The organism is Vogesella oryzagri (genome assembly GCF_040148885.1).
Classification (GTDB): domain Bacteria; phylum Pseudomonadota; class Gammaproteobacteria; order Burkholderiales; family Chromobacteriaceae; genus Vogesella; species Vogesella oryzagri.
In genome coordinates, this window is the sequence record NZ_JBEFLD010000008.1 from 107,619 (window position 1) to 133,880 (window position 26,262).

The following is a 26,262-nucleotide window of genomic DNA, read 5'->3' on the forward strand; positions in this document are numbered from 1 at the left end:
ATGCAACCGATTACCGAACTGGCCAAACAGATCAAGCTGCTGATCATGGATGTGGATGGCGTGCTGACCGATGGCCGCATCTTCATCACCGCCAGCGGCGAAGAGCTGAAAGCCTTCAATACACTGGATGGCCACGGCCTGAAAATGCTGCAGTCCACCGGCGTGCAGCTGGCCATCATCACCGGCCGCGCCGCTCCCGGCGTTGCCCACCGCGCGCGCGGCCTAGGCATCGACCATTACTACGAAGGCGTGCACGACAAGCGTGGCGTGTTCGCCGAGCTGCTGGCCAAAACCGGCCTGCAAGCCGAACAGTGCGCCTATATCGGCGATGACGTGGTGGACTTGCCGGTAATGTCGCGCGTCGGCTTTGCCGTGGCAGTGCCGGATGCGCCCAGCTTCGTGCGCCAGCATGCCCACTTCGTTACCGGCAGCCAGGGCGGCAGCGGCGCGGTACGCGAGCTGTGCGAGCTGATCCTGCAGGCGCAGGGCAATTACGAACGGCTGATGGCGGCGTACCTGGCATGAAAAGTCGCGCCGGCAAACTGTTCCCGCTGGGCCTGCTGCTGGGCATGGGCCTGATCGCGTCCTGGCTCAATGTGCTGACGCAGTGGCAACAGCCGGTCCAGCGCGAGCTCAACCCGGACAAGCCGGAATACACCATCGAAGAAGTCAGCGCCAAGCGCTTCGACGAGCAGGGCCGCCCGTGGCAACAGCTCACGGCCACCCAGATGTGGAAGCTGCCCAAGGTGAACACGGTGTACTTTACCGAGCCGGAACTGCAGCAGTTCAGCCAAGGCCAGGCGGATTACCGCATTACTGCCGACAATGGCCGCTATAACAAACCGCAGGACGTCGCCGATTTCTCCGGCCGCGTACACCTGCAGCGCGCGCCGCAGGCCGGCAAGCCGGCCATGCACCTGCAAACGCCGTCGCTGCGCCTAGACAACCGCAGCCAGACTGCCAGCAACCATGCGCCGCTGGTCCTGGACTACGGCACCTCGCAGATCCGCGCGGTAGGCTTTATCTACAATCACCAAGCCGGGCAGCTGAAACTGCTGTCCCAAGTAAGGATGCACTATGCGCCATAGCCTGATGCTTGCACTGGCCCTGTGCTGTGCTGCGGCCAACGTTTACGCCGAAAAGGCAGACAGCAGCAAACCCATCGAACTGGCGGCGGATCGCGGTTCGCTGGACCAGAAACAGGGCATCAACATCCTGGAGGGCAATGTGGTCGCCACCCAGGGCACGCTCAGCATGCGTGCCGACAAGACCATTGTCACCCGCGACGCCCAGGGCAACCAGACGCTGCAGGCCTTTGGCAACCAGGCACAGTTCCGCCAGAAGCTGGACGGCAAGAACGAGTACATCGAAGGCCAGGCCAACCGCGTGGACTACACCAGTGTCACCAACCAGGTGGTGCTGACCGGCAAGGCGCGCGTGAAGCGCGGTGCCGATCTGGTGACCGGTGAGCAGATCACCTACAACACCGTGACCGAGATCTACCAGGTAATGGGTGGCAGCCCGGCCGCCAGCGGTGGCACCAAGGGCCGCGTGACCGTGATCATCCAGCCCAAGCCGCAGGACAAGCCATGACGCAAAGCCGCCTGAGCATCCAGCACCTGAAAAAAACCTTCAAGAAGCGCACCGTGGTGCAGGACGTGTCGATGGACATCGCCAGCGGTGAAGTCATCGGCCTGCTCGGCCCCAACGGTGCCGGCAAGACCACCAGCTTCTACATGGTGGTGGGTCTGGTCGCCGCCGATGCCGGTGACATCACCCTCAACGGCGACACCATTACCCACCTGCCCATCCACAAGCGCGCCCGCCTGGGGCTGGGTTATCTGCCGCAGGAAGCCTCCATCTTCCGCAAGATGACGGTGGAGGAAAACATCCTGGCGGTGCTGGAAGTGGCCGGCTATCGCGGCGAACAGCTGGAAAACGAGCTGCAACTGCTGCTGGACGATCTGCACATTGATCACCTGCGCGACAGCAATGCCATGGCGCTGTCCGGCGGTGAGCGCCGCCGGGTGGAAATCGCCCGCGTGCTGGCCACCCGTCCGCGCTTCATCCTGCTGGATGAACCGTTTGCCGGCGTCGACCCGATCGCGGTCATCGACATCCAGAAGATCATTTCCTTCCTCAAGGAACGCGGCATCGGTGTACTGATTACCGACCACAACGTGCGCGAGACCCTGCGCATCTGCGACCGCGCCTACATCATCTCCGAAGGCCGCGTGCTGGCTTCCGGCCTGCCCGCCGAACTGGTCAGCAACGAACAGGTGCGGCAGGTTTATCTTGGCGAGCACTTCCACCTGTAAAGCGGCATGAAACAGTCCCTGCAGCTAAAAGTCAGCCAGCAACTGACCCTGACCCCACAATTGCAGCAGTCGATCAAGCTGCTGCAAATGTCCACGCTCGACCTCTCCACCGAGCTGGAGCGCTACCTGCTGGAAAACCCGCTGCTGGAACGCGCCGACGGCGACAGCCAGAGCGAACACGAGCCGGCAGAGGCACAGGTCAGCAACGAAGCCAGCAGCGACAGCAGCAGCACTGAAGACAGCCCGCGCGAGCGCGATGAAATGGAGCTGGGCGACTGGGGCAGCGGCGGCGGTGGCAGCGGCCGTGATGACGACGACGAATTCGACCCCATTCTCAACACCCCGTGCCGCCCGACGCTGCGCGAGCACTTGGCGGCACAGATCGGCGAAATGCCGTTGAGCCGCCGCGACAGCGCACTGCTGACCCTGCTGATCGAGGAGCTGGACGAAGACGGCTACCTCACCACGCCGCTGGACGAATTTGCCGCCAGCCTGCCGCTGGAACTGGACGTCGACACCGACGAGCTGGAGTACCTGCGCAAGCTGCTGCTGCAGTTCGAGCCGGTCGGCATCGGCAGCCGGCAGCTTGCCGAATTCTTGCAACTGCAGTTGGCCGCATTGCCGACATCCACGCCGTCACGCGAACTGGCGACCACCCTGGTGCGCGAGCACCTGGCCCTGTTGGGCAACCGCGACTTTGTACGCCTGAAGAAACTGCTGAACGTGGGCGAGGCCGAACTGCGCGCCGCCCACCAGCTGATCTCCACCCTGCGGCCGCGGCCGACCAGCGGTTTCGACCAGGGCGAGACCCACTACGTGGTGCCGGATATCCACGTTGTCCGCCGCCGTGGCCGCTGGGTCGCCCAGCTCAACCGCAGCGTGCTGCCGAAACTGCAGGTCAACCAGCTCTATGCCGGCATGCTGCAACAGCGCGACAGCAGCCACAACCTCAGCGGCCAATTGCAGGAGGCGCGCTGGCTGGTGAAAAACATCCAGCAGCGATTTGACACCATCCTGAAAGTGTCGGAAGCTATCGTTGACAGGCAACAGGCGTTCTTTGAACACGGCGAAGTGGCAATGCGGTCCCTGATTCTGCGAGACATCGCGGATGAGCTGGGGCTGCATGAGTCAACGATTTCCAGGGTCACAACCCAGAAATACCTGCTGTGCAGCCGTGGCCTGTTCGAGCTCAAGTATTTCTTCGGTAATGCGCTGGAAACCGACAGTGGCGGCGAATGCTCCGCCACGGCCATCAAGGCGCATATCCGCCAGATTATCGATGCGGAAGACAGCAAAAAACCGCTGTCCGATAGTGCCATCGCCGATCGTCTCACGGCACAGGGCATACAGGTTGCCAGGCGCACCGTAGCCAAGTATCGTGAAGCTATGCAGATACCGCCAGTTAACCTTCGCAAAGCACTATAAGAGTGCTACGAAAACCCGGTACGGCCAGCCCGACCGTATCGTCAACAGAAGGAGTCAGGGTATGAACCTCAAAATTACCGGTCTACACCTCGAAGTTACCCCCGCCCTGCGCGATTTCATCGAGAGCAAACTGGAACGCATCACCCGTCACGTTGATAATGTTATCGGCGTAACCGTGACGCTGTCCGTGGATAAACTGGTACAAAAAGCGGAGGTCAATGTGCATCTGGCCGGCAAGGACATCCATGTCGAGGCAAACGATTCCGACATGTACGCCGCCATTGATTCCCTGATGGACAAACTGGACCGTCAGGTACTGAAGTTCAAGGAAAAACAGGGGGAGCATCGTAGTATTGCGCCACAGGCTGACGCCGCCGACGCGGCACTGTAAACCAGTCGCCAGCACAAATAACAACGGGAGCCACAGGCTCCCGTTTTTGCTGGCCTCCAGACACGCTGTTGCTATGGAAAACGGCGGACTCAGCGTAGAATGGCCGACGTTTTTCCGCCCCTAAAGACATCATGAGCTTGATCGGCAAGATTCTTCCCCAGTCGCACGTACTGGCGGACCTGGAGATCTCCAGCAAGAAGCGCCTGTTCGAACAGATCGGCCTCTTGGTTGAAAACAGTTTCGGCATTGCACGCAGCGATGTGTTCGACAGCCTGTTCGCCCGCGAAAAGCTGGGCTCTACCGGGCTGGGCCAGGGTGTCGCCATTCCGCATGGCCGCATCAAGGGCCTGAAGGACGCTACCGGCTTCTTCGTGCGGCTGAAAACCCCGATTCCATTCGAGGCCCCGGACGGCAAGCCGGTCAACCTGCTGTTCGTGCTGCTGGTACCGGAGCAGGCCACCGATCTGCACCTGCAGGTGCTGTCGGAACTGGCGCAATTGTTCTCCAGCCGCAGCCTGCGCGAGAAAATGTGCTGCGCCGATAACCTCACCCTGCACGCCCTGCTTTGCGAAGACAGCCACCATGCCTAATGTCAGTGTCCGCCGCCTGTTCCAGGACAATCAGCACAAACTCAATCTGAGCTGGATCGCCGGCAAATCCGGCTCCGACAACCTGATTTCCAACGACGAACAGCGGCCGACACAGGCGCTGGTCGGCCACCTCAACTTCATTCACCCCAACCGGGTGCAGGTGCTGGGTCTGGCCGAGGTGGAATACCTGGACAAACTGGAGCAGGCCGCCGCCCGCACCGCGCTGGACCAGCTGTTCCACAAGACCATGGCGGTGGTGATCGTTGCCAACGGCCAGACGGTGCCCAAGCTGCTGCAGGACTACTGCCAGAGCCACAGCGTGCCGCTGATGAGCACGCCGCTGGAAAGCCCGTACCTGATGGACGTGCTGCGCATCTACCTGGCGCGCGCCCTGGCCGTATCTACCGTGATGCACGGCGTATTTCTGGACGTACTGGAAATCGGTGTGCTGATCATGGGCGACTCGGCAATGGGCAAGAGCGAGCTGGCGCTGGAGCTGATTTCGCGCGGCCACGGCCTGGTGGCCGACGACGCGGTGGAGCTGTACCGCATCGGCCCGGAAACGCTGGAAGGCCGCTGCCCGCCGCTGCTGCGCGACTTCCTGGAAGTGCGTGGCCTCGGCATCCTCAACATCCGCACCATCTTCGGCGAAACCGCGGTACGCCCGAAGAAGGTGCTGAAGCTGATTATCCAGCTGATCAAGGCCAACGATCAGGCGATGCAGGCACTGGACCGGCTGAATATCCAATCCGAAACCCAGGACATCCTCGGCGTCACCGTGCGCAAGGTGATCCTCCCGGTGGCCGCCGGCCGCAACCTGGCGGTGCTGGTGGAAGCCGCGGTGCGCAACTACATCCTGCAGCTGCGCGGCATCGACAGCACCCGCGAATTCATCGACCGTCACACCAATCTGCTTCGGGACCAGGAACATGCAACTGATCCTGATTAGCGGCCTGTCCGGCTCCGGCAAGTCGGTGGCGCTGCGGGTGCTGGAAGACCTCGGTTATTACTGTGTGGATAACCTGCCGGCCACCATGCTGATGGACGCGCTCAAGCTGTACAGCGAGTTTGGCTACCAGCATATCGCCATCAGTGTCGACACCCGTTCTGCCCCCACGTTGGCCGCACTGCCCAAAGCCATCAGCGAGCTGAAAGGCGTTGTCTCCGACGTACGGCTGATTTACCTGGAAGCCACCAGCGAAGTGCTGGTGAAACGCTTCTCGGAAACCCGCCGCCGCCACCCGCTGTCCGGCAATGCCCTGACCGTGGAAGAGTGCATCCGGCTGGAGCGCGAGATGCTGGAGCACGTGGTAGACCTGGGCCACCGCATCGACACCAGCAACCTGTCCGCCAACGCGCTGCGCAGCTACGTGAAAGTGATGGCCGAGGCCGACAGCAGCCGGCTGACGCTGGTCTTCGAATCCTTCGGCTTCAAGCACGGCATTCCGCTGGATGCCGATTTCGTGTTCGACGTGCGCTGCCTGCCCAACCCCTACTACGACGAGACGCTGCGCCCGCTCACCGGCCGCGACCAGCCCATTTGCGACTTTTTTGCCGGCGAGGCGGAAGTCAGCCAGATGCAGCAGGACATCGCCGGCTTCCTGCAACGCTGGCTGCCGCGCTTCAAGCAGGACAACCGCAGCTACGTCACCGTCGCCATCGGTTGCACCGGCGGCCAGCACCGCTCGGTGTACCTGGCCGAACAGTTGGCCGCGGGCTTTGCCGACGAACAGGTACTGCTGCGCCACCGCCAGCTGGATGGCCGCAGCGGCGACAGCCACAAATGAGCGGCCGCTGGCCACGCTTGCTGGCCGGCGACTGGCTGCTGCTGTTGCTGCTGCTACTGGCTTGTGGCGCCAGCTTTCGCTGGCTATGGTGGCAACAGGGCAACGCCGGCGAACTGGTGCTGAGCGCCAATGGCCAGCAGTTTACCCACTGGCCGTTGCGGCTGGATCATCGCTTTGAACTCCCCGGCCCGCTGGGCATCACCGTGGTGGAAGTCCGTGCCGGCCGCGCCCGTATCGTCAGCGATCCCAGCCCGCGCCAGTATTGCGTGCAGCAAGGCTGGCTGAGCCGCGCCGGCGAAACCGCACTGTGCCTGCCCAACCGTACCGCTATCAGCATTGGTGGCCAGAGCCAAGATGATTCACTGGCATTCTGACTCCCGCGAACTGCTCGCCAGCAACCACGACCACCACCTGGCCAGTCTGGCTGCCTGCGGCATCGTGCTGGCCTTGCTGGATGCCGCGCTGCCCAGCCCGCTGCCCGGCATCAAGCCCGGCCTGGCCAATATCGTCACCCTGTATGCGCTGGCGCGTCTGGGCTGGCGTGCCGCAGTGTGGGTCAGCCTGCTGCGCATTCTTGGCGCCGGCCTGCTGCTGGGCAGTCTGTTCACCCCCGGCTTCTGGCTGAGCCTGGCCGGCGGCGGCGGCAGCCTGCTGCTGCTGGCGCTGGCGCAATGGCTGCCCCGGCGTGGCTTCAGCGTGATCAGCTACAGCCTGCTGGCGGCCTGCGGCCATCTGGGCGGACAATTGCTGCTGGCGCGCGGCTGGCTGATTCCGCATCAGGGCGTGTGGCTGCTGCTACCGCCGCTGCTCACCGCCGCCACTGTCACCGGGCTGCTCAACGGCCTGTTTACCCTGCAACTGCTGGAGTCCGCCACGGATGAAACCTGACACCGTAACCGTCGCCCTTACCGGCGCCTCCGGCCTGCCCTACGGCCTGCGCCTGATCGACTGCCTGCTCGCCGCCGGCGTGCGGGTGTGGGTGCTGTACTCGCAGGCAGCACAGGTGGTGGCGCAGCAGGAGATGAACCTCACCCTGCCCTCGCGCCCGGCAGAACTGCAGCAATGGTTGGCCGCACGCTACCAGCCGCAGCCAGGCCAGCTGCGGGTATATGGCCGCGAGGAATGGTTCGCGCCGCCGGCCTCTGGCTCCAACCCGGCCGACGCCATGGTGATCTGCCCGTGCTCGATGGGCACGCTGGCAGCGGTGGCACAGGGCATGAGCGACAACCTGATCGAGCGCGCCGCCGATGTGATGCTCAAGGAAGGCCGCAAGCTGGTACTGGTACCGCGCGAGGCGCCGCTGTCGGCCATCCATCTGGAAAACATGCTCAAGCTGGCGCGCCTCGGCGTGTGCATCCTGCCGCCCTCGCCCGGCTTCTACACCCACCCGCAAACGGTGCAGGACATGGTGGACTTCGTGGTCGCCCGCATCCTGGACCAGTTGCGCGTGCCGCAGCAACTGCTGCCGCGCTGGGGCGAGGAGCGCGCATGAACCCGCACAGCGATATTCTTGACCTGCCCGCCCTGCGCCAGCTGGAGTTGGCTGCCGACGCCGCCGGACTGGCGCTGATGCAGCGCGCCGCCGACAGCATTGCCGACTGGGTACGCCGCCACTATCCACCGGCTAGCCGCATTCTGGTGGCGGTCGGCCCCGGCAACAACGGTGGCGATGCGCTGTTCGCCGCCTGCCGCCTGCGCCGCGCCGGCTATGCGGTGGAGGTACTGCTGCCAGCGCCTGGCAATGCCGCGGTGCAGGCGGCGCTGGCCGAGTGGCAGGCACTGGGTGGCAGCGTGCGGCCAACCTTGCCGCGCGAAGTTCCGGAACTGCTGCTGGATGGCCTGTTCGGTGTCGGCCTGGCCCGCCCGCTGCAAGACAACTGGCTGACGCTGCTGCAAGCGCTGGATGCCCTGCCCTGCCGCAAGCTGGCCATCGACATCCCCAGCGGGCTGGATACCGCAACCGGGCAAGCGCTGGGTGCGGCACTACATGCCGACATCACCCTGAGCTTTCTCTGTCCCAAGCCCGGGCTGTACACCGCCGCCGGGCCGGACCACTGCGGCGAGGTGATCATCGACGACCTCGGCTGCCCCGCCACGCTGTACCCACCGCATGCCGGCACCCTGGCGCTGCCGGATGCCGCCGTGCTGCGCCGCAAGCGCGATTCGCACAAGGGCAGTCATGGCGTGCTCAGCATCATCGGCGGCGCCCCCGGCATGACCGGTGCCGCGCTGCTGGCTGGCCGTGCCGCGCTGGCGATGGGTGCCGGCAAGGTGTTCGTGCACCCGCTGGATGGTGGCCTGACGCTGGACCCGCTGTGCCCGGAACTGATGCTGCGCCCGTGGCAGCACAATCTGCTGATTCCCGAGCAGCACCAGCTGGTGCTCGGCCCCGGCCTGGGGCTGAGCGACCAGGCACATGCCGCGCTCGCCCGCGCGCTGCCGCATGCGGGCACCCTGCTGCTGGATGCCGACGGCCTCAACCTGCTGGCCGCCGATCACGCCCTACAGCAGCAGCTGCTGCAGCGCCACGGCGCCACCATCCTCACTCCGCACCCCACCGAAGCCGCCCGCCTGCTGGATGTCGATACCGCCGCCATCCAGGCCGACCGCGTCGGTGCGGTGCGCGAGCTGGCGCGCCGCTTTGGCTGCGTGGTACTGCTCAAGGGCTGCGGCACGCTGCTGGCGCAGTACGGCCAACCTTATCGCCTGCTGCGCCGCGGCAGCCCGTCGCTGGCGGTGGCCGGCCAGGGTGATATCCTTGCCGGCGCCATTGTCGCGCTGCTGGCGCAAGGGCTGTCGCCGCTGGATGCCGCCCATCTGGCCGCCGACGTGCATGCCAGCGCCGGCGAGCATTACAGCGAACAGGCGGGCGGCCCCATCGGCCTTACCGCCGCCACCTTATTACCTTTGATGACACGCGAGCTGAACCGCCGTGTCAGCCCTGCCGGAGCCCCGTTGTTTTGAAGCAGCAAAGTAAAGCCTATCTGTTTGGTCTGTCCGCCGTTCTTGCCTGGTCCACCGTCGCCACCGCTTTCAAGATCAGTCTGCAACACCTGTCGCCGGCGCAGCTGCTGCTGTACGCCAGCGTGTTTTCATTGCTGTCGCTGCTCGCCATCCTGGGCTGGCAGCGCCGCCTGGGACAACTGCTACCGGCGCTGCGCCAGCACTGGCGCCGCTCGCTGCTGCTGGGGACGGTCAACCCGTTTGTGTACTACCTGATCCTGTTCCAGGCCTATGCGCTGCTGCCGGCGCAGGAGGCACAGGCGCTGAACTACACCTGGGCACTGACCATGACCCTGCTGGCGGTGCCGGTGCTGGGCCAGCGTCTGCGCGCGCAGGACGCCATCGCCGCGGTGGTGTGCTACAGCGGGGTGCTGACCATTGCCACCCGTGGCGCACCGTTCGCGCTGCAGTTCAGCAATCTGCCCGGTGTCGGTTTCGCGCTGCTGTCCACCCTGCTGTGGGCCGGCTACTGGCTGTTCAATACCCGCGACGAACGCGAGCCGGTGCTCGGCCTGACCCTCAACTTCCTGCTGTCGCTGCCGCTGACCTTGCTGTGGTGCGCGCTGCGCGGCGAACTGCAGCCGGTGGCGTGGCAAGGCCTTGCCGGTGCCGCCTATGTCGGCATGCTGGAGATGGGCTTTACCTTCGTGCTATGGCTGTCGGCGATGAAGCTGACGCAGAGCACCGCGCGCATTGCCAACCTGATCTTCCTGTCGCCGCTGCTGTCGCTGTTCCTGATCAACCTGTTGCTGGGCGAACCGATCCTGGCCAGCACGCTGGCCGGGCTGGGGCTGATCCTCGCCGGGCTGCTGCTACAGAAGCTGCCGCTGCCACGGCAGCAGCTGGCGTAGGCGGGAGCGGCGGCGACGAAAACGCCGCGACGCCGGCCATTGCGGCACGGGCGGCGGCGGTTGCCCGCAGCAGGCCGCAGCGCGCAAACCTGCGGCCAACGTTGTGGCCGGCATGGCGCGGAGCCTGCCAGGGTCTTGCCGTGGCGGTATAAAAAACGGCCAACCATGCTCACGCAAGGTTGGCCGCATGTGTTGGCTGCGGTGGGAAGCTAGCCCGCGCTGCCGCCTTTCGGCTCGCGCAGGCCCGGCGGCAAGGCGAAGGTGATGCTCTCCTCCACCCCGTCCAGCTCGCTGACGCTGTTGGCACCGTAAGCCTTGATCTGCTCGATCACCGCCTGCACCAGCACTTCCGGCGCGCTGGCACCGGCAGTCACCCCCACCCGCTGCTTGCCGGCAAACCATTGCGGCTGCAACAGGCTGGCGTTGTCCACCATATAGGCATCCACGCCGCGCAGCGCCGCCACTTCGCGCAGGCGATTGGAGTTGGAGCTATTGGGCGAGCCGACCACCACCACGATGTCGCACTCGTCGGCCAGCACTTTCACCGCGTCCTGGCGGTTCTGCGTGGCGTAGCAGATATCGTCCTTCTTCGGGCTGTGGATGGCCGGAAAGCGTGCCTTCAGCGCGGCGATGATGTCGTGGGTCTCGTCCACCGACAGCGTGGTCTGGCTGACGTAGGACAGTTGCGTCGGGTCCTGCACCTGCAGCGTGGCCACATCGGCAGCGGTTTCCACCAGGTACATGCGGTCGCCCACCTGGCCCATGGTGCCTTCCACCTCCGGATGACCGGCGTGGCCGATCATGATGATTTCCATGCCGGCCTGGTGCATGCGCTTCACCTCCACGTGCACCTTGGTCACCAGCGGACAGGTCGCGTCGTACACCGTCAGCCCCAGCGCCTCGGCCTCCTGCCGCACCGACAACGGCACGCCATGCGCGGAGTAGATCAGCGTGCTGCCAGCCGGCACATCCTTCAGTTCCTCGATGAACACCGCGCCCTTGGCGCGCAGGTTTTCCACCACGAAACGGTTGTGCACCACCTCGTGACGCACGTAGATCGGCGCGCCGTACAACTCCAGCGCACGTTCGACGATGGCGATGGCACGGTCCACCCCGGCGCAGAAGCCGCGCGGGTTGGCCAGCATGATGGTTTTCGTCATCGGAATGTCCTTGCAAGAAAAGGTTGGCCGCAACGCGGCCAACGGGTCAGTGCTGCGGCTTGCGCAGGCTGTCCAGCACCATTAGCGCCGCGCCGACACAGATGAAGCTGTCGGCCACGTTGAACGCCGGGTAGTACCAGCTCTGCTGCCAGTGCACCTGGATGAAATCGATCACGTGACCGTGGATCAGGCGGTCGATCACATTGCCCAGCGCGCCACCGATGATGAACGACGCCGCCAGGTTCATCAGGCAGCTGAAGCTGCCCTTGACGATATGCCAGCCCAGCCAGCCGGAAACCGCAAACGCCAGCCCGGTGAAGAAGAACTTCTGCCAACCACCGGCACCGGCCAGAAAACTGAACGCCGCCCCCGGGTTGTACAGCAGGGTGAAGTTGAGCACGGCCGGGATCACCTCGCGCTGCTCGCCGTACTGGTAGCTGCCATTGAAGTAGATCTTGGTCAGCTGATCCAGCACGATCACGATCAACGCGATGGTAAACCAGCGCAAGCTGCGCTTGGCGGCCGATTCGCCGGCCGCCACAGAACACGCTTTAAGCATGGACACGCGCCTCACCCGCTCCATCGATGTTGTCTACGCAGCGGCCGCACACGGTTTCGTGGCCGGCGTGGCTGCCGACATCGGCACGGTAGTGCCAGCAGCGATCGCACTTGGCATGCGCGGACGCCGCTACCGTGATACGGGTTTCGGCACCTTCGATCAGGCTCACGCGCGATACGATCAGCACGAACTTGAGGTCATCGCCCAGGCTGGCCAGCTGTTGGAACAGCTCGCCGGCAGCGACCACCTCCAGCTCGGCCTGCAACGAGGACCCCAGCTGCTCGGCGCTGCGCAGCGCCTCGATCTGCTTGTTCACCTCGGCGCGGAAGGCGCGAATCTGCTGCCACTTGGCCACCAGCGCGTCTTCTGCGCCAATTGTCGGGTTCGGGAACTCATGCCACACATGGAACAGCGGGGTTTCTTCCTCGCTGCCCAGCATCACTTGCCAAGCTTCGTCGGCGGTGAAGCACAGCACCGGCGACAGCAACAGCAACAGGCTGCGGGTGATGTGGTACAGCGCGGTCTGCGCGCTGCGGCGGGCATGGCTGTCGGCCTTGGTGGTGTACAGGCGGTCTTTCAGCACGTCCAGGTAGAAGGCACCCAGGTCTTCCGAGCAGTAGTTCACGATCTCCTGCATCGCGTGGTGGAAGGCGTAGCGCGGGTACAGTTCGCCGGTCACTTTCTCCTGCATTTCCTTGGCCATCATCAGCGCGTAGCGGTCGATCTCGGCCAGGCGTTCGTACGGCACGGCGTTTTCCATCGGGTCGAAATCCGACAGGTTGGCCAGCAGGAAGCGGATGGTGTTGCGCAGGCGACGGTAGCTTTCGGTCACGCGCTTAAGGATCTCGTCGGAGATCGCCAGCTCGCCGGAGTAGTCGGTGGAAGCCACCCACAGGCGCAGGATGTCGGCGCCCAGGGTATCGTTCACTTTCTGCGGTGCCACCACGTTGCCCTTGGACTTGGACATCTTCATGCCCTTGCCATCCACCACGAAGCCGTGGGTCAACAGCTGCTGGTACGGCGCGCGGCCGATGGTGGCGCAGCCGGTGAGCAGCGACGACTGGAACCAGCCGCGGTGCTGGTCGGAGCCTTCCAGGTACAGGTCGGCCGGCCACGCCAGTTCCGCACGCTGCTTCAGCACCGCGAAATGGGTGGAGCCGGAATCGAACCACACGTCCAGGGTGTCGCTGAGCTTGCGGTAGTTGGCCGCATCCTCACCCAGCAGTTCGGCCGCATCCAGGCTGAACCAGGCTTCGATACCCTGTTGCTCGATGCGCAGCGCCACCTGTTCCAGCAGCGCGGCGGAATCCGGGTGCAGCTCGCCAGTTTCCTTGTGCACGAAGAAAGTCATCGGCACGCCCCAGTTGCGCTGGCGCGATACGCACCAGTCCGGGCGGTTGCCGATCATCGCTTCCAGACGGGCACGGCCCCAGGCCGGGAAAAATTCGGTGCTGTCCACCGCCTGCTTGGCGCGCTCGCGCAGCACCTGGCTGTCGTTGCCGGCCTGATCCATGCCGATGAACCACTGCGCGGTGGCGCGGAAGATGATCGGCGTCTTGTGGCGCCAGCAATGCGGGTAGCTGTGCAGCAGCTTGTCCTGCTGGATCAGGTTGCCTTTTTCGATCAGCGTGTCGATCACTTTCGGGTTGGCTTCCCACACCGACAGACCGGCGAACAGCTCGGTAGTGGATTTGTAGCGGCCGTTGTCGGCTACCGGGTTTTCTACCGGCAGGCCGTACTGCTGGCCGACCTGGAAGTCTTCCAGACCGTGCGCCGGCGCGGTGTGCACCAAGCCGGTACCGGCATCGGTAGTCACGTGATCGCCGCAGATGATCGGCACTTCACGGCTGTAGAACGGGTGTTGCAGGTGGATCATGTCCAGCTTTTCACCCACCGCTTCGCCCAGCACCGACGCGCCTTCGAAGCCGTAACGCTTCAGTGCCGACTCGGCCAGTTCCTTCACCAGGATCAGCTTGCCCTTGGGGGTGTCGATCAGCTGGTAGGTCAGGCTGGCGCTCACCGCCACCGCCTGGTTGGCCGGCAAGGTCCACGGCGTGGTGGTCCAGATCACCGCGTAAGAGTCATCCACGCTGCCGGCCAGGCCGAAGGCTGCGGCCAACTTGTCGCCTTCCAGCACCTTGAAACCGACGTCGATCGCCGGCGAGGTCTTGTCCTCGTATTCCACCTCGGCTTCGGCCAGCGCGGAGCCGCACTCGATACACCAGTGCACCGGCTTCTCGCCCTTCATCAGGTAACCGTTTTCATAGACCTTGCCGAGGGTACGCACGATGTCGGCTTCGGTCTTGAACGCCATGGTCAGGTAGGGATTGTCCCAGTCACCGAGCACGCCCAGGCGGATGAAGTCCTTCTTCTGACGCGCGATCTGCTCGCTGGCGTACTCGCGGCACAGCTCACGGAACTTGGCGGCCGGAATATCCTTACCGTGCAGTTTTTCCACCATCAGTTCGATCGGCAGGCCGTGGCAGTCCCAGCCCGGCACGTACGGCGCGTCAAAGCCGGACAGAGTCTTGGAGCGGACGATGATGTCCTTCAACACCTTGTTGACGGCGTGGCCGATATGGATATCGCCGTTGGCATACGGTGGGCCGTCATGCAGGATGAACTTGGGACGACCGGCCGCAATCTTGCGCAGCTTCTGGTAGCGCTGCTGTTCCTGCCAGCTTTTCAGCCAGCCCGGTTCACGTTTGGCCAGGTCACCACGCATGGGAAACGGGGTGTCCAGCAGGTTTACGGTCTTGCGGTAGTCGATGCTCATGCCTGATCTCGTTGCAAACTGTTCAAATAGGTTTTGGCGCTGGCGGCGTCGCGTTCAATCTGCGCCACCAGCTCGTTCAAATCGTCGTAGCGCGCTTCGTCGCGCAGCTTGTGCAGGAAGTGCACGGTCAAACGTTGGCCGTACAACTCGCCCTGATAATCGAAAAGATGGACTTCCAGCTTGTAGTGCTGGCTGTCGGTCACCGTCGGGTTCTTGCCGAGGCTGGCCACACCGCCCAGACGCCCGTGCGGGGTATCCACCTGTACCACGAACACGCCTTCCAGCGGCGGACGGCGGTGCGGTAGGTGTACATTGGCGGTGGGAAAGCCGATAGTGCGCCCCAGCTTCTGGCCGTGCATCACCTTGCCGGACACTTGGTACGGGCGCCCCAGCAGGCGGGCGGCGCTATCCAGATCGCCGGCGGCCAACCTGTCGCGTACCAGGGTGCTGGAGGCGCGCTCGCCGGCCACCAGCACCGACGGCATCGCCTCGGTGACGAAGTCACGGCAGTTCTGCAGCAACTCGAAATTGCCCTTGCGGTCGGCGCCAAACTGGAAATCGTCGCCGATCAGCAGGTAGCGGCTTTTCAACTCCTGCAGCAATACCTGCTGCACGAAGTCTTCCGCCGCCATGCGCGAAAACGCATGGTTGAAGCGGTAGATGAACACGTAATCGACCAGGTTTCCCTGCGCCAGAAACTGCAGCTTGTCGCGCAGCACGGCCAGGCGCGCCGGCGGCTGGCCCTTGGCAAAGAATTCACGCGGATGCGGTTCGAACGTCAGCAGCGCCGTGGGCAGGCCACGCGCATCCGCCTCGTCGCGCAAGCGGGCAAGCATGCGTTGGTGTCCCAGATGCACGCCATCGAAATTGCCTATGGTCAAGGCACAGGGCGGCAGGTCAAAACGGCAGGGATTTCCCAGAAACGCACGCATGGCTACACGAAAACAAGGTAAAGGGCGATTTTAACCAGCCAACCCTCACAACGCCAGCAAAACCCCCAAACAAAAAGCCCCGGGAATCCCGGGGCTTTTGCAATGAAGATCAGCGATTTAGCCGATTACTTCACTTCTTCTTGCTTGGCGGTTTCAACGGTTACGTCGAAACGGCGATCGCCGGCCAGGCAGGCGATCAGGTCAGCACGCTTCTTGAACTTCTTGGCGGTGCATTCTGCAGTCAGCTTGGCTTCGGATTCGCCCTTGCCTACAGCGGAAACCTTGTCAGCAGCGATGCCGGCGGCAACGAAGTAGTCTTTCACAGCGTTAGCACGCTTTTCGGACAGTGCCTGGTTGTACTTCTCGGAACCCAGGTAGTCGGTGTGACCAGTGATGGCAACGGACTTCAGCTGGCTGTCGGCCTTCAGGCTGCCAACCAGGTCGTTCAGCTGCTGGTTGCCTTCGATGATCTTGGCGCTGTTGAATTCGAACAGGCCTTCAGCGGACAGGCTAACGCTCTTGGTTACATACTTCGGCGCAGCCGGAGCAACCGGGGCCGGAGCAACCGGAGCAGCAGCAACTACCGGAGCGCGGTCGCCACACTCAACCAGGCCATCACGAGCCTTGTCGTAGGTGGTCGGCAGGCGCCAGCATTCGCCGTAGGCATTCTTGATAACGTTGGTCAGCTGACCATCAACAGAATAACCCTGGTTCGGTGCAGCCAGTGCAGCAGCGGAAACCAGCAGGGAAGCAAGCAGGGCGCTCAGTTTGATCGAATTTTTCATGTGAGATCCTCTAAGTTGATGCAAGCATCACAGTGTGACTGCCTGCTCTTTAAAAAGCGCATTTTAAAGATAACAGGCTGAATCCAGTTATCACGCTCGCGTCTGGTTAAGTAAAACAAACGCATCTTTCGTGACTATAGGAAACCGGCAAACCACATGTCAATGTCGCATCTTTAAATAGTCGTGAAAAAAGCAACACTTTGGCGTGCCATTTTGCCGAAGCAGGCCAGAATAGTTGCTGTTTTGCCACACCTTAATTTGAAACACGCCGTTTAAGCAGCGGTACCGGCTTGAGCACGGTGCCCTGGTACTGCTCGCTGAAGTCGGCCAGCCCGTCCAGCGCTTCCGCCGCCGAGCGATCTTCGCGAATGGCAAAGGAATCAAAACCAACCTGCGCCATGTACGACAGTTGATCGCGCAGCACATCGCCGACGGCACGCAGTTCGCCACGGTAGGCCAGCCGTTCGCGCAGCAGGCGTGCAATGCTGTAGCCACGGCCGTCGGCGAAAGCCGGGAAATCGATGGCGATCAGCGGCAGATCGGCAAGATGCGGCTGCAAGGCCAGCGGATCGCTGTCCGGAGCCAGCAAGACCGCCAAACCGCCGCGATGTTCCCCGCCCTGCACTTGCAGAAAGCGGGCCAGCGGCAGGATCACGTCATCGTCGGCAGCAAACGCCGCATCTTCTGCGCGCAGCAGCTGCCAGCTGTCGTCGGTAGCGATCACGCCCTGCTTAATCAAGTTTTGCATATACACGCTCCTTGAACGGGACCAGGCCGATACGGCGCACGGTCTCGATAAAACGCTCACCCGCGAGACGTTGCTCAAGGTAAAGCTGCATGATTTTTTCGAATGCCAGCGGCACGTCGGCCTGGGCGAACGACGGCCCGATCACCTTGCCGATGGCGGACTGGTTGCCTTGGCTGCCACCCAGTGTGATCTGGTACCACTCCTCGCCGTTCTTATCCACGCCGAGGATGCCGATGTTGCCGATATGGTGGTGACCACAGGCGTTCATGCAGCCGGAGAAGTTGCAGTCGATGTCGCCCAGGTCGAACAGGTAGTCGAGGTCGTCGAACTTGCGCTGGATCGCCTCCGCCACCGGAATGGAGCGGGCATTGGCCAGCGAACAGAAATCGCCGCCCGGGCAACACACGATATCGGTCAGCAGGCCGATGTTCGGCGTGGCGAAGCCATGCTGTTTCGCCTGCAGCCAGACCTGGTACAGATCGCTTTCCTTCACGTCGGCCAGAATCAGGTTCTGCTCGTGCGCCACGCGCAGCTCGCCAAAGCTGTAGCGGTCGGCCAGATCGGCGGCCACATCCATCTGCGCCGCGGTAATGTCGCCCGGCGGCACGCCGGTCTTTTTCAGCGACAGCACCACCGAGCGGTAGCCCGGCTGCTTGTGAGCATGGGTATTACGCGCCAGCCAGCGGGCAAACGCCGGCTCGCTGGCCTGCTGCGCCACGAACTCGGCCGGGTTGGCCGCCAGCGCCTCGTAGCTCGGATCGGTAAAGAAGGCGGCGTAGTAGGCCACATCGGCATCGCTGAGGGTGGCCGGACCATCCTTCAGGTGCAGCCATTCGTCTTCCACCTTGGCGGCGAACGCCTCCACTGTCATCGCCTGTACCAGGATCTTGATGCGGGCCTTGTACTTGTTGTCGCGACGGCCAAAGCGGTTGTACACGCGCAGCACCGCGTCCAGGTAGGTCAGCAGATGGCAGGTCGGCAGGAACTCGCGCACCACCTTGCCCACCATCGGGGTACGGCCCAGGCCGCCACCGACGATGACGCGGAAGCCGATCTCGCCATCCTCGCTACGCACCACGTGCAGGCCGATGTCGTGCACCCAGGTGGCGGCACGGTCTTCCACGCTGCCGGATACCGCGATCTTGAACTTGCGCGGCAGGTAGGCGAACTCCGGATGCAGCGTGCTCCACTGGCGGATGATTTCGCAGTACGGCCGCGGGTCGATCAGCTCGTCGGCGGCCACGCCGGCAAAGGCGTCGGTGGTGGTGTTGCGCACACAGTTGCCGGAGGTCTGGATGGCGTGCATTTCCACTTCCGCCAGCTCGGCCAGGATGTCCGGCACGTTTTCCAGCGCCGGCCAGTTGAACTGCATGTTCTGGCGGGTGGTGAAGTGGCCGTAATCCTTGTCGTAGCTACGGGCGATGTGCGCCAGCTTGCGCAGCTGGGTGCTGTTCAGGTGACCGTAGGGAATGGCCACGCGCAGCATCGGCGCATGACGCTGAACATACAGGCCGTTCATCAGGCGCAGCGGACGGAACTCGTCTTCGCTCAGTTCGCCCGCCAGGAAACGCCGGGTCTGGTCGCGGAACTGGGCAACCCGTTCACGCACCAGCCGGTGGTCCACTTCATCGTACTTGTACATGCAGAAACTCTCTTTATCAGGCGGGCCGCCGGATGCGGCCAACCTTTGGTTATTGCGGGCTTACTCTGGGCGCTTGAGCGGGCTGGCCTTCACATGCAGGCCGCACTCCTTGCTGTCCGGGTTCTCCCACCACCAGCGACCGGCACGGATGTCCTCGCCCACGGCGATGGGACGGGTACAGGGCGCACAGCCGATGGACGGCACATGCTTGTCGTGCAGGCTGTTGTACGGCACGTCATTGGCGCGGATGTACTCCCACACCTCTTTTTCGGTCCAGTCCAGCAGCGGGTTGTATTTCATCAGGCCGTTGTCGGCATCGAACTCGGCTTCCGGCAGATCGACACGGGTCAGCGATTGCTGCCGGCGCAGGCCGGTGATCCAGCCATCCAGCCCGGACAGCGCGCGCTTGAGCGGCTCGATCTTGCGGATGTGGCAACAGGATTTGCGCAGCTCAACACTGTTATAGAAGGCATTGATGCCGTTCTGGTTGACATAGGCTTCCAGCGCCGTGGCATCCGGGTAGAACACGCGGATCGGATACGCCGGGTAGCGTTCGCCCACCTGCTGCATCAGGGTATAGGTTTCCACCGGCAGACGGCCGGTGTCCAGGCTGAAAATGCCGATCGGCAGGTTCAGGGTGGCGATCAGGTGCGTCAGCACCATGTCTTCGGCACCAAAGCTGTTGGCCAGCGCCACCTTGCCATGCTTGGCGGCGATGTCTTTCAGCAGCGCTTCGGTACGGGCGAGCTTCTCGGCAAGGCTCATCGGGTGCCTCCGGGGCATACGTTCAGAGCTTGCGATAGTAGCCAAAGCCTTTAAGTCCGAAAAGAATATTGTGTTAGTATTTAATTACTAACGGTTTTAAGAGCACGCCGATGAAACTCCAGCAATTGCGTTATCTGGTCGAAGTCGCCAAACAGGGTTTGAACGTATCCGAGGCCGCAGAAAAGCTGCACACCTCGCAGCCCGGCATTTCCAAACAGATTCGCCTGCTGGAGGACGAACTCGGTATCCAGGTGTTCATCCGCAACGGCAAGCGCGTAGTCGCGGTATCGGAGCCGGGCAAGGAGGTGCTGCGCATCTCCGAGCGCATCCTGCGCGAGGCGCAGAACCTGAAGCGCGTGGGCGAAGAGTTCTCGCGCGAGGCCGAAGGCGCGCTGACCATCGCCACCACCCACACCCAGGCGCGCTATGCGCTGCCGACGGTGATCGCCGAATTCGTGCAGCGCTACCCCAAGGTACGGCTGTCGATCAAACAGGGCAGCCCGACGCAGATCTGCGACATGGTGGTGTCCGGCGAGGCCGACCTGGCCATCGCCACCGAGGGCATCTCGCTGTACAAGGAACTGGCGATGCTGCCGTGCTACGAATGGAACCGTAGCGTGGTGGCGCCCAAGGGGCACCCGCTGCTGGCGCTGGAGCGTCCGATGACGCTGGCCGACATCGCCGCCTACCCGATCATTACCTACGATTTCGCCTTTGCCGGCCGCTCCAAGATCAACCAGTCGTTCCACAACGCCGGCCTCACCCCCAACGTGGTGCTCACCGCCATCGACACCGACGTGATCAAGACCTATGTGCGGCTGGGGCTGGGTATCGGCATCATCGCCAGCATGGCGTTCGAGCCAGAACAGGACCAGGGGCTGGATGCGCGCGAAGCCGGCCACCTGTTCGAGCCGTCCACCACCAAGATCGGCATTCGCAAGGATGCCTACCTGCGCGGCTACGCCTACACCTTCGTGGAACTGTTCGCCCCGCACCTGACGCGCAAGGCGGTGGATAACGCGCTGCACCACGGCGACGAAGACGAATAACTAGCGATACGCCGGCAGCCAGCCCTGGGTACGGGAGCGGTAGAACGGCACCCGCATATTGCGCTCCTCCAGCAACTCGCCCCGCTCGGTATCCGGCCGAAAGCCGTAGGCGCGGGCGGCATAGATCGCCAGCTGCAGATACGCCAGCTTGTCCTGATAGGCCGTCGCACTGTCCGCCTGCAGATACTGGCTGAAGCTGTGCGGCAGCCGCTCCGGCGCCAGCGTGTCGGCCGCCGCCGTCCCCTGCAGCAGCTGGCCAAGCTTGCCATGCAGCTGCGGCGGGTAGTAATGCTGCGGCTTGGCATCGATCAGGTCGACCAGCTTCAGCACCGCGCTCTCAAAATCGCTCTCGGCGCGAACCTCATAGGCAAAGTACAGGATGTAACGCTTGTCGCCGATGGCCTCCATCCGCGCCAGCCGGAAGCTGTCGGCGCGCGCCACTCCGGCAATGTCCTCGTACTGACTGATGTGCTGGATGGCGAGCTGCTCGTCCGGCTGGGCGGCACAGCCGGCCAATGCGGCCAACGTCAGCAGCAACAGTAGCCAGACGGCGCGTGGCAACATGAGTGGACGCGGCGGCATTACAGCGCCAACAGCGACACCACCCGGTAGCGGCTGATGCCGATCAACGCCGGGGCGACATTGCTCAGCAGCGCATAACTGCCACCCTGCTGCAGCGTCTGGTTGAAATCATCGGTAAACGCCTGCGCCCAGTCGCTGTCGCCACTGTCGCGCGCCGCCTCGATCATGCGCGCGGCGCGTTCCAGCGCCAGCTTAACCCGCTCGCGCGCCTGCTCCACCTGGGCGATGGCGCTGACCACCTGCTGCAGGGTACGGCGCAAGCCGGCAATATCGTTGCTGTGCCAGCCAGCAGGCTCGATCGCCTCGCCCTGCGCCTCCACCCGCACGCGGTGCGCCTGGCCACCGGGGAAACGGATGCCGTCGCCCTTGAGCTGTAGCTTGTCCACCACTCCCTGCCAGTCGGCCTCGGCCACACTCAGACTCAGCTCACCGTCCTCGGCCAGACGGGCGCGGATGCCGGCGGCGGCCAGCCCTTTATTGAAACGCTGCACGATCTGCTCCGCCGACATACCGGCGTCGATCAGCACCGACTGCGCCGGCTTGCCGACGCCGTCCGGGTAAAAACTGAGCGTTTCCGCCCCGCCCTGCTGCAGCGCCTGCAGATCCAGCCCGCGCAGGCGGAACTCGCGCCGCGCCTCGCCCGGCGGCACCAGCCCCAGCCGGGCATCCAGACTGCCGCTGGTTTCCCGGCTGCGCCGCGACCAGCCGGCGGCAAACGCCTCCAGCCGCTGCGCCAGCCCGGCCGGATCGCCCGGGCGGCCGGCCAGCCGCGCACCCAGCTCCTGCTTCAGCGCCTGTAGCCGGCTGGCGGTCTGGTCGAGAAAGCCCAGCGCCTGCTGCGCGGCGGTGACCTGGGCATTGAGTCCGCGTTCATTGTTCAGTGGTGCATTGCGCGGTGGCGTCGTGGCGGCCGCGCTGGCCATGCGGCCAACGTCGCGCGCGGCCGGCTGCCGGCCGGTGGCATGGATGCCACCACTACCGGCCAGGGCGCTGCTGCTATCGGCAAACGTTGGCTGTAGCTTCATCTGGCTGAGCCCCCGCCTTACAGCGCGTCAAACAGCGACAGCTGGCTGACGCGGCCATACACCTTCTGCGTCGCCTGCACCGCGGTGGTGTAGCCGTTCAGCTCCACCGCGGCCTTGCCGTAATCGAGCTGCCCCAGCGTCAGCGCCGCCTGCTGGTTGGACAGGCTGACGTTGGCGTGGCTATCGTCCAGCGTCTGCAGCGTGTTCTGTGCGCCGCCCTGCTGCGCGATCTTGGCGGCCACCACGCTCAGGCTGCTGTCCACCTGGTCCAGACTGCCCTTGATGCTGGCCTGGGTGGCCGGGTTGAGGATATCCAGCCCCGGCGCCTGCAATACGGCGATGGTGCTGTCGAGCTGGTTCAGCAGCGTGGCCATGTCGTCCAGGCTGACGTTGGCCGCCTGGGTAACGCCATTGCCCACCATCACCAGCTGCGGGCTGGTATTGCCGCCAAACGCGTAGCGGCTGCCGGCCGCCGCGGCAGCGTTGAAGCTCACCGTGGCCTGGTTGCTGGCGGTGCCGGAAAACAGGTAGTGCCCTTCGTCGTCGCGGCTGTTGACGCTGTAGTACAGGCTGTCACGCAGCGCGGCCAGCGAGTCGGCCATCGCCGCCACGTCCGGATTGCTGTTGCCGCCGTTGTCCGATGCCCACACCAGCAGATCGCGCGCCTGCTGCATGTCCTTGACCATGCCGTCCATCAGTGCCTCGTTCTTGGTCAACCGGGTCCGCAGCGCGCCGATATTGTCGCGGTACTGGCTCAGGGCGGCATCTTCGCGCTCCAGCCGGGCCAGCCGCACGCTGGTCACCGGCTCATCCGATGGCCGCAGGATGCGCTGGCCGGTGGCCATCTGCTGCATCAGGTCGGCCATGTGGCCGCTGGCAAGCTGCAGGGCGTGATTCATGGTGGCGCTGTACTGGGTGCTGGCGATACGCATGCTGACTATCCTCAGGACATCATGGCCATGGTGCTGTCGAACAGCTGGTTGGCCACGGCAATGACTTTCATGTTGGCCTGGTACATCTGCTGGTACTGCACCAGGTTGGTAGCTTCTTCGTCCTGGCTGACGCCGCTGGTGGATTTCCAGCTTTCCTCGGCCTGGGTACGTACGGTTTGCGCGGTGGTCAGCGCGGTCTGGTTCTGCTGGCTCTGGGTGCCCAGCCGGCCCAGCAACTGGGTGTAGGCATCGCCCAGCGTCACCGAACCCAGGCCGCTGATGCTCAGCGCCTGGCCACGCAGGCCGATGATCTGCAGCAGATTGCTGCTGTCGCCCGGCGTGCCGGCATTGCCGGAAAACGCCAGGTCCTGCGCCTGCAACCCGGCGACCACTGCCAGCGGGCTGCTGCTGCCCGGGGTAAAGCTGAACAGCGCCCCACCGGCCGCACCGGCCGGGGTAAAGCCGGCGGCCAGCTGCGCGTTGACGCCGCCCGCCACGCCGGCAGCCATGTCGGTCAGCGATTGCTGCAGCGGCACCAGCACCTGCTGTTCCATCTGCCCCAGGCCGCCCAGCTGGCCGCCCATCTGCGCGTCGCTGAGGGTGAAACTCTCCTTGGCAAACTGCAGCGTCAGCACTTGCGCGCCGCTGGCCGTGCCCTGCACCGCCAGCGTGGCGGCCAGACCGTCGGCCACCAGCGGCGGGCCGCTGAGCAGCGCCACATTGCGCGCGCCGTTGGGCTGATCCATCACCTGAATCCCCGCCAGCTTGGCCAGCTCGTCGATGGACAGATCGCGCTGGTCGATCAGGCCGGAGGCATTGATGCCGCGCGCCTGCGCCGCGGTGATTTCCTGATTGAGCTTGGCCACCGCGCTGCTCAACGAGTTGATCTGCGTCACCATGCTGCCGCGCTGCGCATCCACCGCCGTGCGCTGGTTCACCAGCACCTGCGACAGGCTGTTGAAGCTTTGCGCCAGCGCGCCGGCCGAGGTCAGCACCTGCTGCCGCAGCGGGCTGGAGGACGGATCCACGCTGGCGGCATTCAAGGCGCGGAAGAAACCGTCGAGGCCAACGTTGATGCTGGCGGTGCTGCTGTTCATCACCTGTTCCAGCTGCGTCAGATACGGCTGCATGGTGTCGTGCGCGCCCAGCTGCGAGTTGGCCGCCCACAGCTGCTGGCTCTTGTAGCTGTCGGCAAAGCGCAGCAGCGAGGTGACCTGCACGCCGCTGCCGGCGGTGACGGCGCCGGACATCAACGGCTGTTGCGCCGTCAGCAGCACGCCCTGCCGGGTGTAGCCGGGCGTCATCACGTTGGCGATGTTCTGGCTGCTGGCGTTCAGCGCCGCCTGCGACGCCACGGCGCCGGACAGCGCGATATTGATCATGCTCATGGGGAATACCGTTAAGGTCTTTTGCTCTCAGGGCGACCAAGCGCCGCCCAAACTTAAATCAACCTTCGCTGTCCTTGCCGCCGGCAGCCGGCGCAGACGGCAGCATCTGCCGCACGATCATGTCGGCAATGCCGAAGGCGCGCTGCGAAGCCAGGCTGTCGGCCACCTGGTTGTCGGCGAAATCCAGCATGTCGCGCTCGCGCCGGTTGTTGAAAATGCTGTCCTCGTCGCTGAACGCCTCGCCGCCCTTGCGCATTTCCTGCAGCAGCTGCTTGATGAACATGCCCTCGAACTTCACCGCCGCCGTTTCCAGTTGCTGGCGATACTCGGGCGTCACCGCCGCCAATGCCGCGCCGTCGATGGCCGGCAGTTGCTCAGTGGCGGTCAGCCCGCCAGCAAAAGTCGTCTTCATCAGATCACCACCAGTTCGCCGTCGATGGCGCCGGCTTCGTCCAGCGCCTGCAGAATGGCCATGATGTCGTCCGGCGTGGCGCCAGTGCTGTTGACGGTATCGATGATGGTCTGCAACCCGACACCGGACGGCCACTTGAACATGCGGCCAACCCCTTGCTCCACCTGGATGCTGGACGACGGCGTCACCGTGGTGTCGCCGCGGCCGAAGGCATTGGGCTGGCTGACGTTGTAGCCTTCCGAGATCACCACCTTCAGCACGCCGTGCGACACCGCCGCCGGCCGTACCCGCACGCCCTCGCCCACCACCACGGTGCCGGTGCGGGTGTTGAAGATCACCTTCGGCACCTCGCTGCCCACCTCCACATTGAGCGCATTCAGCCGCGCCACAAACGCCACGCGCTGGGTCGGGTCCACCGGCGCCTGCACCTCCACCGAGGTGGCATCGCGGGTACTGGCGATGCGGCCGAACTGGCGATTCACGGTGTTGACGATATTGGTGGCGGTCTGGAAGTTAGGTCGTTTCAGGCTCAGCTTCACCGTCGGCTTGCTGTCAAAATCGGTGGCAATCTCGCGCTCGATACTGGCGCCGCGGGGAATACGCCCGGCGGTAGGCAGGTTGACGGTGACGCTGGAGCCGCTGTTGCCCACCGCTGCCACCGCCGGCACCACCAGATTGCCCTGCGCCAGCGCATACACCTCGCCATCGGCGCCGCGCAGCGGCGTCAGCAGCAGCGTGCCGCCGCGCAGACTCTTGGCATCGCCCAGCGACGACACTGTCACGTCGATCACCTGGCCGCGGGTATAACCGGACGGAAACACCGCGCTGACCATCACCGCGGCGGTGTTCTTGGCGGTAGGCGAAGTGCCCGGCGGCAACTTGAGGCCGAACTGCTGCAGCAGGTTGTTTACCGACTGCCCGACATACTTGGCCTGGCTGCCGTCGCCACTGCCGGCCAGCCCCACCACCAGGCCGTAACCGAGCAGCTGGTTGTCGCGGATGCCTTCCACGCTCACCAGCGTGCGCAGCGGCTGCGCCGCCAGCAGCGGTGCCAGCAACAGGGCGGCCAGCAGCAGCACGCTGCGGCCCAAAACGGAATCGCGGTTCATCACGGTGTCACACATATATAAGGTTGGCCGCAG

29 protein-coding genes are annotated in these 26,262 nt (G+C 64.1%); 15 read left to right on the forward strand and 14 right to left on the reverse strand.

Going from position 1 to position 26,262, the window contains the following annotated elements:
• From kdsC to ABNW52_RS15470, 14 genes are all read left to right on the forward strand, one after another.
• Positions 1 to 525, forward strand: a complete 525-nt coding sequence (gene kdsC, locus ABNW52_RS15405; protein ID WP_349589638.1) for a 3-deoxy-manno-octulosonate-8-phosphatase KdsC — start codon at positions 1 to 3, stop codon at positions 523 to 525.
• Positions 522 to 1,088 (forward strand): LPS export ABC transporter periplasmic protein LptC, encoded by a 567-nt coding sequence (gene lptC, locus ABNW52_RS15410; RefSeq protein ID WP_349589640.1) that lies wholly within the window; start codon positions 522 to 524, stop codon positions 1,086 to 1,088. Before kdsC ends, lptC begins: the two co-directional genes overlap by 4 nt.
• Positions 1,078 to 1,593: a lipopolysaccharide transport periplasmic protein LptA gene (gene lptA / locus ABNW52_RS15415; protein ID WP_349589643.1), complete on the forward strand. Its 516-nt coding sequence runs from the start codon at positions 1,078 to 1,080 to the stop codon at positions 1,591 to 1,593. The genes lptC and lptA overlap by 11 nt, the downstream gene beginning before the upstream one ends.
• Positions 1,590 to 2,318, forward strand: a complete 729-nt coding sequence (gene lptB, locus ABNW52_RS15420; RefSeq protein WP_349589646.1) for an LPS export ABC transporter ATP-binding protein — start codon at positions 1,590 to 1,592, stop codon at positions 2,316 to 2,318. Before lptA ends, lptB begins: the two co-directional genes overlap by 4 nt.
• Before the next feature lie 6 nt (positions 2,319 to 2,324).
• A complete protein-coding gene (locus ABNW52_RS15425) occupies positions 2,325 to 3,743 on the forward strand; it encodes an RNA polymerase factor sigma-54 (protein WP_349589648.1) in 1,419 nt (472 codons plus the stop codon).
• Between the two features lie 61 nt (positions 3,744 to 3,804).
• The gene (gene hpf, locus ABNW52_RS15430) at positions 3,805 to 4,134 is read left to right on the forward strand and encodes a ribosome hibernation-promoting factor, HPF/YfiA family (RefSeq protein WP_349589650.1); all 330 of its coding nucleotides are present in this window, start codon (positions 3,805 to 3,807) and stop codon (positions 4,132 to 4,134) included.
• Between the two features lie 131 nt (positions 4,135 to 4,265).
• Positions 4,266 to 4,724: a PTS sugar transporter subunit IIA gene (locus ABNW52_RS15435; protein WP_349589653.1), complete on the forward strand. Its 459-nt coding sequence runs from the start codon at positions 4,266 to 4,268 to the stop codon at positions 4,722 to 4,724.
• Complete coding sequence (gene hprK, locus ABNW52_RS15440; protein ID WP_349589655.1) at positions 4,717 to 5,673, forward strand: HPr(Ser) kinase/phosphatase; 957 nt, start codon at positions 4,717 to 4,719, stop codon at positions 5,671 to 5,673. The genes ABNW52_RS15435 and hprK overlap by 8 nt, the downstream gene beginning before the upstream one ends.
• Positions 5,654 to 6,511, forward strand: coding sequence for an RNase adapter RapZ (gene rapZ / locus ABNW52_RS15445; RefSeq protein WP_349589658.1), 858 nt, complete (start codon positions 5,654 to 5,656; stop codon positions 6,509 to 6,511). Before hprK ends, rapZ begins: the two co-directional genes overlap by 20 nt.
• Complete coding sequence (locus ABNW52_RS15450; protein ID WP_349589661.1) at positions 6,508 to 6,885, forward strand: NusG domain II-containing protein; 378 nt, start codon at positions 6,508 to 6,510, stop codon at positions 6,883 to 6,885. The genes rapZ and ABNW52_RS15450 overlap by 4 nt, the downstream gene beginning before the upstream one ends.
• Positions 6,866 to 7,399, forward strand: coding sequence for a Gx transporter family protein (locus ABNW52_RS15455; protein ID WP_349589663.1), 534 nt, complete (start codon positions 6,866 to 6,868; stop codon positions 7,397 to 7,399). Before ABNW52_RS15450 ends, ABNW52_RS15455 begins: the two co-directional genes overlap by 20 nt.
• Positions 7,389 to 8,003: a flavin prenyltransferase UbiX gene (locus ABNW52_RS15460; protein WP_349589666.1), complete on the forward strand. Its 615-nt coding sequence runs from the start codon at positions 7,389 to 7,391 to the stop codon at positions 8,001 to 8,003. The genes ABNW52_RS15455 and ABNW52_RS15460 overlap by 11 nt, the downstream gene beginning before the upstream one ends.
• Positions 8,000 to 9,475, forward strand: a complete 1,476-nt coding sequence (locus ABNW52_RS15465; protein ID WP_349589668.1) for an NAD(P)H-hydrate dehydratase — start codon at positions 8,000 to 8,002, stop codon at positions 9,473 to 9,475. Before ABNW52_RS15460 ends, ABNW52_RS15465 begins: the two co-directional genes overlap by 4 nt.
• Positions 9,472 to 10,365, forward strand: a complete 894-nt coding sequence (locus ABNW52_RS15470; RefSeq protein ID WP_349589671.1) for a DMT family transporter — start codon at positions 9,472 to 9,474, stop codon at positions 10,363 to 10,365. The genes ABNW52_RS15465 and ABNW52_RS15470 overlap by 4 nt, the downstream gene beginning before the upstream one ends.
• Before the next feature lie 209 nt (positions 10,366 to 10,574).
• On the opposite strand, the gene ispH is transcribed toward ABNW52_RS15470, so the two are convergent.
• The 8 genes from ispH to ABNW52_RS15510 all read right to left on the reverse strand — a co-directional run bounded on the left by ispH (position 10,575) and on the right by ABNW52_RS15510 (position 19,732).
• Positions 10,575 to 11,525, reverse strand: coding sequence for a 4-hydroxy-3-methylbut-2-enyl diphosphate reductase (gene ispH / locus ABNW52_RS15475; protein WP_349589673.1), 951 nt, complete (start codon positions 11,523 to 11,525; stop codon positions 10,575 to 10,577).
• A 46-nt stretch (positions 11,526 to 11,571) separates the two neighbouring features.
• On the reverse strand, positions 11,572 to 12,084 hold the full coding sequence (gene lspA / locus ABNW52_RS15480) for a signal peptidase II (protein WP_349589676.1): 513 nt from the start codon (positions 12,082 to 12,084) through the stop codon (positions 11,572 to 11,574).
• Positions 12,077 to 14,860, reverse strand: coding sequence for an isoleucine--tRNA ligase (gene ileS / locus ABNW52_RS15485; RefSeq protein ID WP_349589679.1), 2,784 nt, complete (start codon positions 14,858 to 14,860; stop codon positions 12,077 to 12,079). Before ileS ends, lspA begins: the two co-directional genes overlap by 8 nt.
• Complete coding sequence (locus tag ABNW52_RS15490) at positions 14,857 to 15,792, reverse strand: bifunctional riboflavin kinase/FAD synthetase (RefSeq protein WP_349589682.1); 936 nt, start codon at positions 15,790 to 15,792, stop codon at positions 14,857 to 14,859. Before ABNW52_RS15490 ends, ileS begins: the two co-directional genes overlap by 4 nt.
• A gap of 125 nt (positions 15,793 to 15,917) precedes the next feature.
• Positions 15,918 to 16,577, reverse strand: a complete 660-nt coding sequence (locus ABNW52_RS15495) for an OmpA family protein (RefSeq protein WP_349589685.1) — start codon at positions 16,575 to 16,577, stop codon at positions 15,918 to 15,920.
• Positions 16,578 to 16,830: 253 nt separating this feature from the next.
• Complete coding sequence (locus ABNW52_RS15500) at positions 16,831 to 17,325, reverse strand: DUF934 domain-containing protein (protein WP_349589687.1); 495 nt, start codon at positions 17,323 to 17,325, stop codon at positions 16,831 to 16,833.
• Positions 17,309 to 18,967 carry a nitrite/sulfite reductase gene (locus ABNW52_RS15505; protein ID WP_349589689.1) on the reverse strand — a complete coding sequence of 553 codons (1,659 nt, stop codon included), beginning with the start codon at positions 18,965 to 18,967 and terminating at the stop codon, positions 17,309 to 17,311. The genes ABNW52_RS15500 and ABNW52_RS15505 overlap by 17 nt, the downstream gene beginning before the upstream one ends.
• A gap of 60 nt (positions 18,968 to 19,027) precedes the next feature.
• Entirely contained in the window at positions 19,028 to 19,732 is a 705-nt protein-coding gene (locus ABNW52_RS15510; RefSeq protein WP_349589692.1) for a phosphoadenylyl-sulfate reductase, read from the reverse strand.
• Between the two features lie 110 nt (positions 19,733 to 19,842).
• On the opposite strand from ABNW52_RS15510, the gene cysB reads away from it, so the two are divergent.
• Positions 19,843 to 20,781, forward strand: a complete 939-nt coding sequence (cysB, locus tag ABNW52_RS15515; RefSeq protein WP_349589695.1) for an HTH-type transcriptional regulator CysB — start codon at positions 19,843 to 19,845, stop codon at positions 20,779 to 20,781.
• Here the strand turns inward: cysB and ABNW52_RS15520 are convergent, their stop codons facing one another.
• Genes ABNW52_RS15520 through ABNW52_RS15545 form a run of 6 tightly spaced genes read right to left on the reverse strand, consistent with a single transcriptional unit; the run spans position 20,782 to position 26,229 of the window.
• Complete coding sequence (locus ABNW52_RS15520) at positions 20,782 to 21,345, reverse strand: hypothetical protein (RefSeq protein WP_349589696.1); 564 nt, start codon at positions 21,343 to 21,345, stop codon at positions 20,782 to 20,784.
• A gap of 17 nt (positions 21,346 to 21,362) precedes the next feature.
• Positions 21,363 to 22,388, reverse strand: coding sequence for a hypothetical protein (locus ABNW52_RS15525; protein WP_349589698.1), 1,026 nt, complete (start codon positions 22,386 to 22,388; stop codon positions 21,363 to 21,365).
• Positions 22,389 to 22,405: 17 nt separating this feature from the next.
• Positions 22,406 to 23,320: a flagellin N-terminal helical domain-containing protein gene (locus ABNW52_RS15530; RefSeq protein WP_349589701.1), complete on the reverse strand. Its 915-nt coding sequence runs from the start codon at positions 23,318 to 23,320 to the stop codon at positions 22,406 to 22,408.
• An 11-nt stretch (positions 23,321 to 23,331) separates the two neighbouring features.
• Positions 23,332 to 24,708: a flagellar hook-associated protein FlgK gene (flgK, locus tag ABNW52_RS15535; RefSeq protein WP_349589704.1), complete on the reverse strand. Its 1,377-nt coding sequence runs from the start codon at positions 24,706 to 24,708 to the stop codon at positions 23,332 to 23,334.
• 58 nt (positions 24,709 to 24,766) lie between these two features.
• Positions 24,767 to 25,120, reverse strand: coding sequence for a rod-binding protein (locus ABNW52_RS15540; RefSeq protein WP_349589706.1), 354 nt, complete (start codon positions 25,118 to 25,120; stop codon positions 24,767 to 24,769).
• Positions 25,120 to 26,229: a flagellar basal body P-ring protein FlgI gene (locus ABNW52_RS15545; RefSeq protein ID WP_349589709.1), complete on the reverse strand. Its 1,110-nt coding sequence runs from the start codon at positions 26,227 to 26,229 to the stop codon at positions 25,120 to 25,122. Before ABNW52_RS15545 ends, ABNW52_RS15540 begins: the two co-directional genes overlap by 1 nt.
• Between the last annotated feature and the right edge of the window lie 33 nt (positions 26,230 to 26,262).

Excerpts from the sequence above, each read along its gene's own strand:
- kdsC (WP_349589638.1), top strand. The coding sequence starts at position 1 with ATGCAACCGATTACCGAACTGGCCAAACAGATCAAGCTGCTGATCATG.
- lptC (WP_349589640.1), top strand. The coding sequence starts at position 522 with ATGAAAAGTCGCGCCGGCAAACTGTTCCCGCTGGGCCTGCTGCTGGGC.
- lptA (WP_349589643.1), top strand. The coding sequence starts at position 1,078 with ATGCGCCATAGCCTGATGCTTGCACTGGCCCTGTGCTGTGCTGCGGCC.
- lptB (WP_349589646.1), top strand. The coding sequence starts at position 1,590 with ATGACGCAAAGCCGCCTGAGCATCCAGCACCTGAAAAAAACCTTCAAG.
- ABNW52_RS15425 (WP_349589648.1), top strand. The coding sequence starts at position 2,325 with ATGAAACAGTCCCTGCAGCTAAAAGTCAGCCAGCAACTGACCCTGACC.
- hpf (WP_349589650.1), top strand. The coding sequence starts at position 3,805 with ATGAACCTCAAAATTACCGGTCTACACCTCGAAGTTACCCCCGCCCTG.
- ABNW52_RS15435 (WP_349589653.1), top strand. The coding sequence starts at position 4,266 with ATGAGCTTGATCGGCAAGATTCTTCCCCAGTCGCACGTACTGGCGGAC.
- hprK (WP_349589655.1), top strand. The coding sequence starts at position 4,717 with ATGCCTAATGTCAGTGTCCGCCGCCTGTTCCAGGACAATCAGCACAAA.
- rapZ (WP_349589658.1), top strand. The coding sequence starts at position 5,654 with ATGCAACTGATCCTGATTAGCGGCCTGTCCGGCTCCGGCAAGTCGGTG.
- ABNW52_RS15450 (WP_349589661.1), top strand. The coding sequence starts at position 6,508 with ATGAGCGGCCGCTGGCCACGCTTGCTGGCCGGCGACTGGCTGCTGCTG.
- ABNW52_RS15455 (WP_349589663.1), top strand. The coding sequence starts at position 6,866 with ATGATTCACTGGCATTCTGACTCCCGCGAACTGCTCGCCAGCAACCAC.
- ABNW52_RS15460 (WP_349589666.1), top strand. The coding sequence starts at position 7,389 with ATGAAACCTGACACCGTAACCGTCGCCCTTACCGGCGCCTCCGGCCTG.
- ABNW52_RS15465 (WP_349589668.1), top strand. The coding sequence starts at position 8,000 with ATGAACCCGCACAGCGATATTCTTGACCTGCCCGCCCTGCGCCAGCTG.
- ispH (WP_349589673.1), bottom strand. The coding sequence starts at position 11,525 with ATGACGAAAACCATCATGCTGGCCAACCCGCGCGGCTTCTGCGCCGGG.
- lspA (WP_349589676.1), bottom strand. The coding sequence starts at position 12,084 with ATGCTTAAAGCGTGTTCTGTGGCGGCCGGCGAATCGGCCGCCAAGCGC.
- ileS (WP_349589679.1), bottom strand. The coding sequence starts at position 14,860 with ATGAGCATCGACTACCGCAAGACCGTAAACCTGCTGGACACCCCGTTT.
- ABNW52_RS15490 (WP_349589682.1), bottom strand. The coding sequence starts at position 15,792 with ATGCGTGCGTTTCTGGGAAATCCCTGCCGTTTTGACCTGCCGCCCTGT.
- ABNW52_RS15495 (WP_349589685.1), bottom strand. The coding sequence starts at position 16,577 with ATGAAAAATTCGATCAAACTGAGCGCCCTGCTTGCTTCCCTGCTGGTT.
- ABNW52_RS15500 (WP_349589687.1), bottom strand. The coding sequence starts at position 17,325 with ATGCAAAACTTGATTAAGCAGGGCGTGATCGCTACCGACGACAGCTGG.
- ABNW52_RS15505 (WP_349589689.1), bottom strand. The coding sequence starts at position 18,967 with ATGTACAAGTACGATGAAGTGGACCACCGGCTGGTGCGTGAACGGGTT.
- ABNW52_RS15510 (WP_349589692.1), bottom strand. The coding sequence starts at position 19,732 with ATGAGCCTTGCCGAGAAGCTCGCCCGTACCGAAGCGCTGCTGAAAGAC.
- cysB (WP_349589695.1), top strand. The coding sequence starts at position 19,843 with ATGAAACTCCAGCAATTGCGTTATCTGGTCGAAGTCGCCAAACAGGGT.
- ABNW52_RS15520 (WP_349589696.1), bottom strand. The coding sequence starts at position 21,345 with ATGTTGCCACGCGCCGTCTGGCTACTGTTGCTGCTGACGTTGGCCGCA.
- ABNW52_RS15525 (WP_349589698.1), bottom strand. The coding sequence starts at position 22,388 with ATGAAGCTACAGCCAACGTTTGCCGATAGCAGCAGCGCCCTGGCCGGT.
- ABNW52_RS15530 (WP_349589701.1), bottom strand. The coding sequence starts at position 23,320 with ATGCGTATCGCCAGCACCCAGTACAGCGCCACCATGAATCACGCCCTG.
- flgK (WP_349589704.1), bottom strand. The coding sequence starts at position 24,708 with ATGAGCATGATCAATATCGCGCTGTCCGGCGCCGTGGCGTCGCAGGCG.
- ABNW52_RS15540 (WP_349589706.1), bottom strand. The coding sequence starts at position 25,120 with ATGAAGACGACTTTTGCTGGCGGGCTGACCGCCACTGAGCAACTGCCG.
- ABNW52_RS15545 (WP_349589709.1), bottom strand. The coding sequence starts at position 26,229 with ATGAACCGCGATTCCGTTTTGGGCCGCAGCGTGCTGCTGCTGGCCGCC.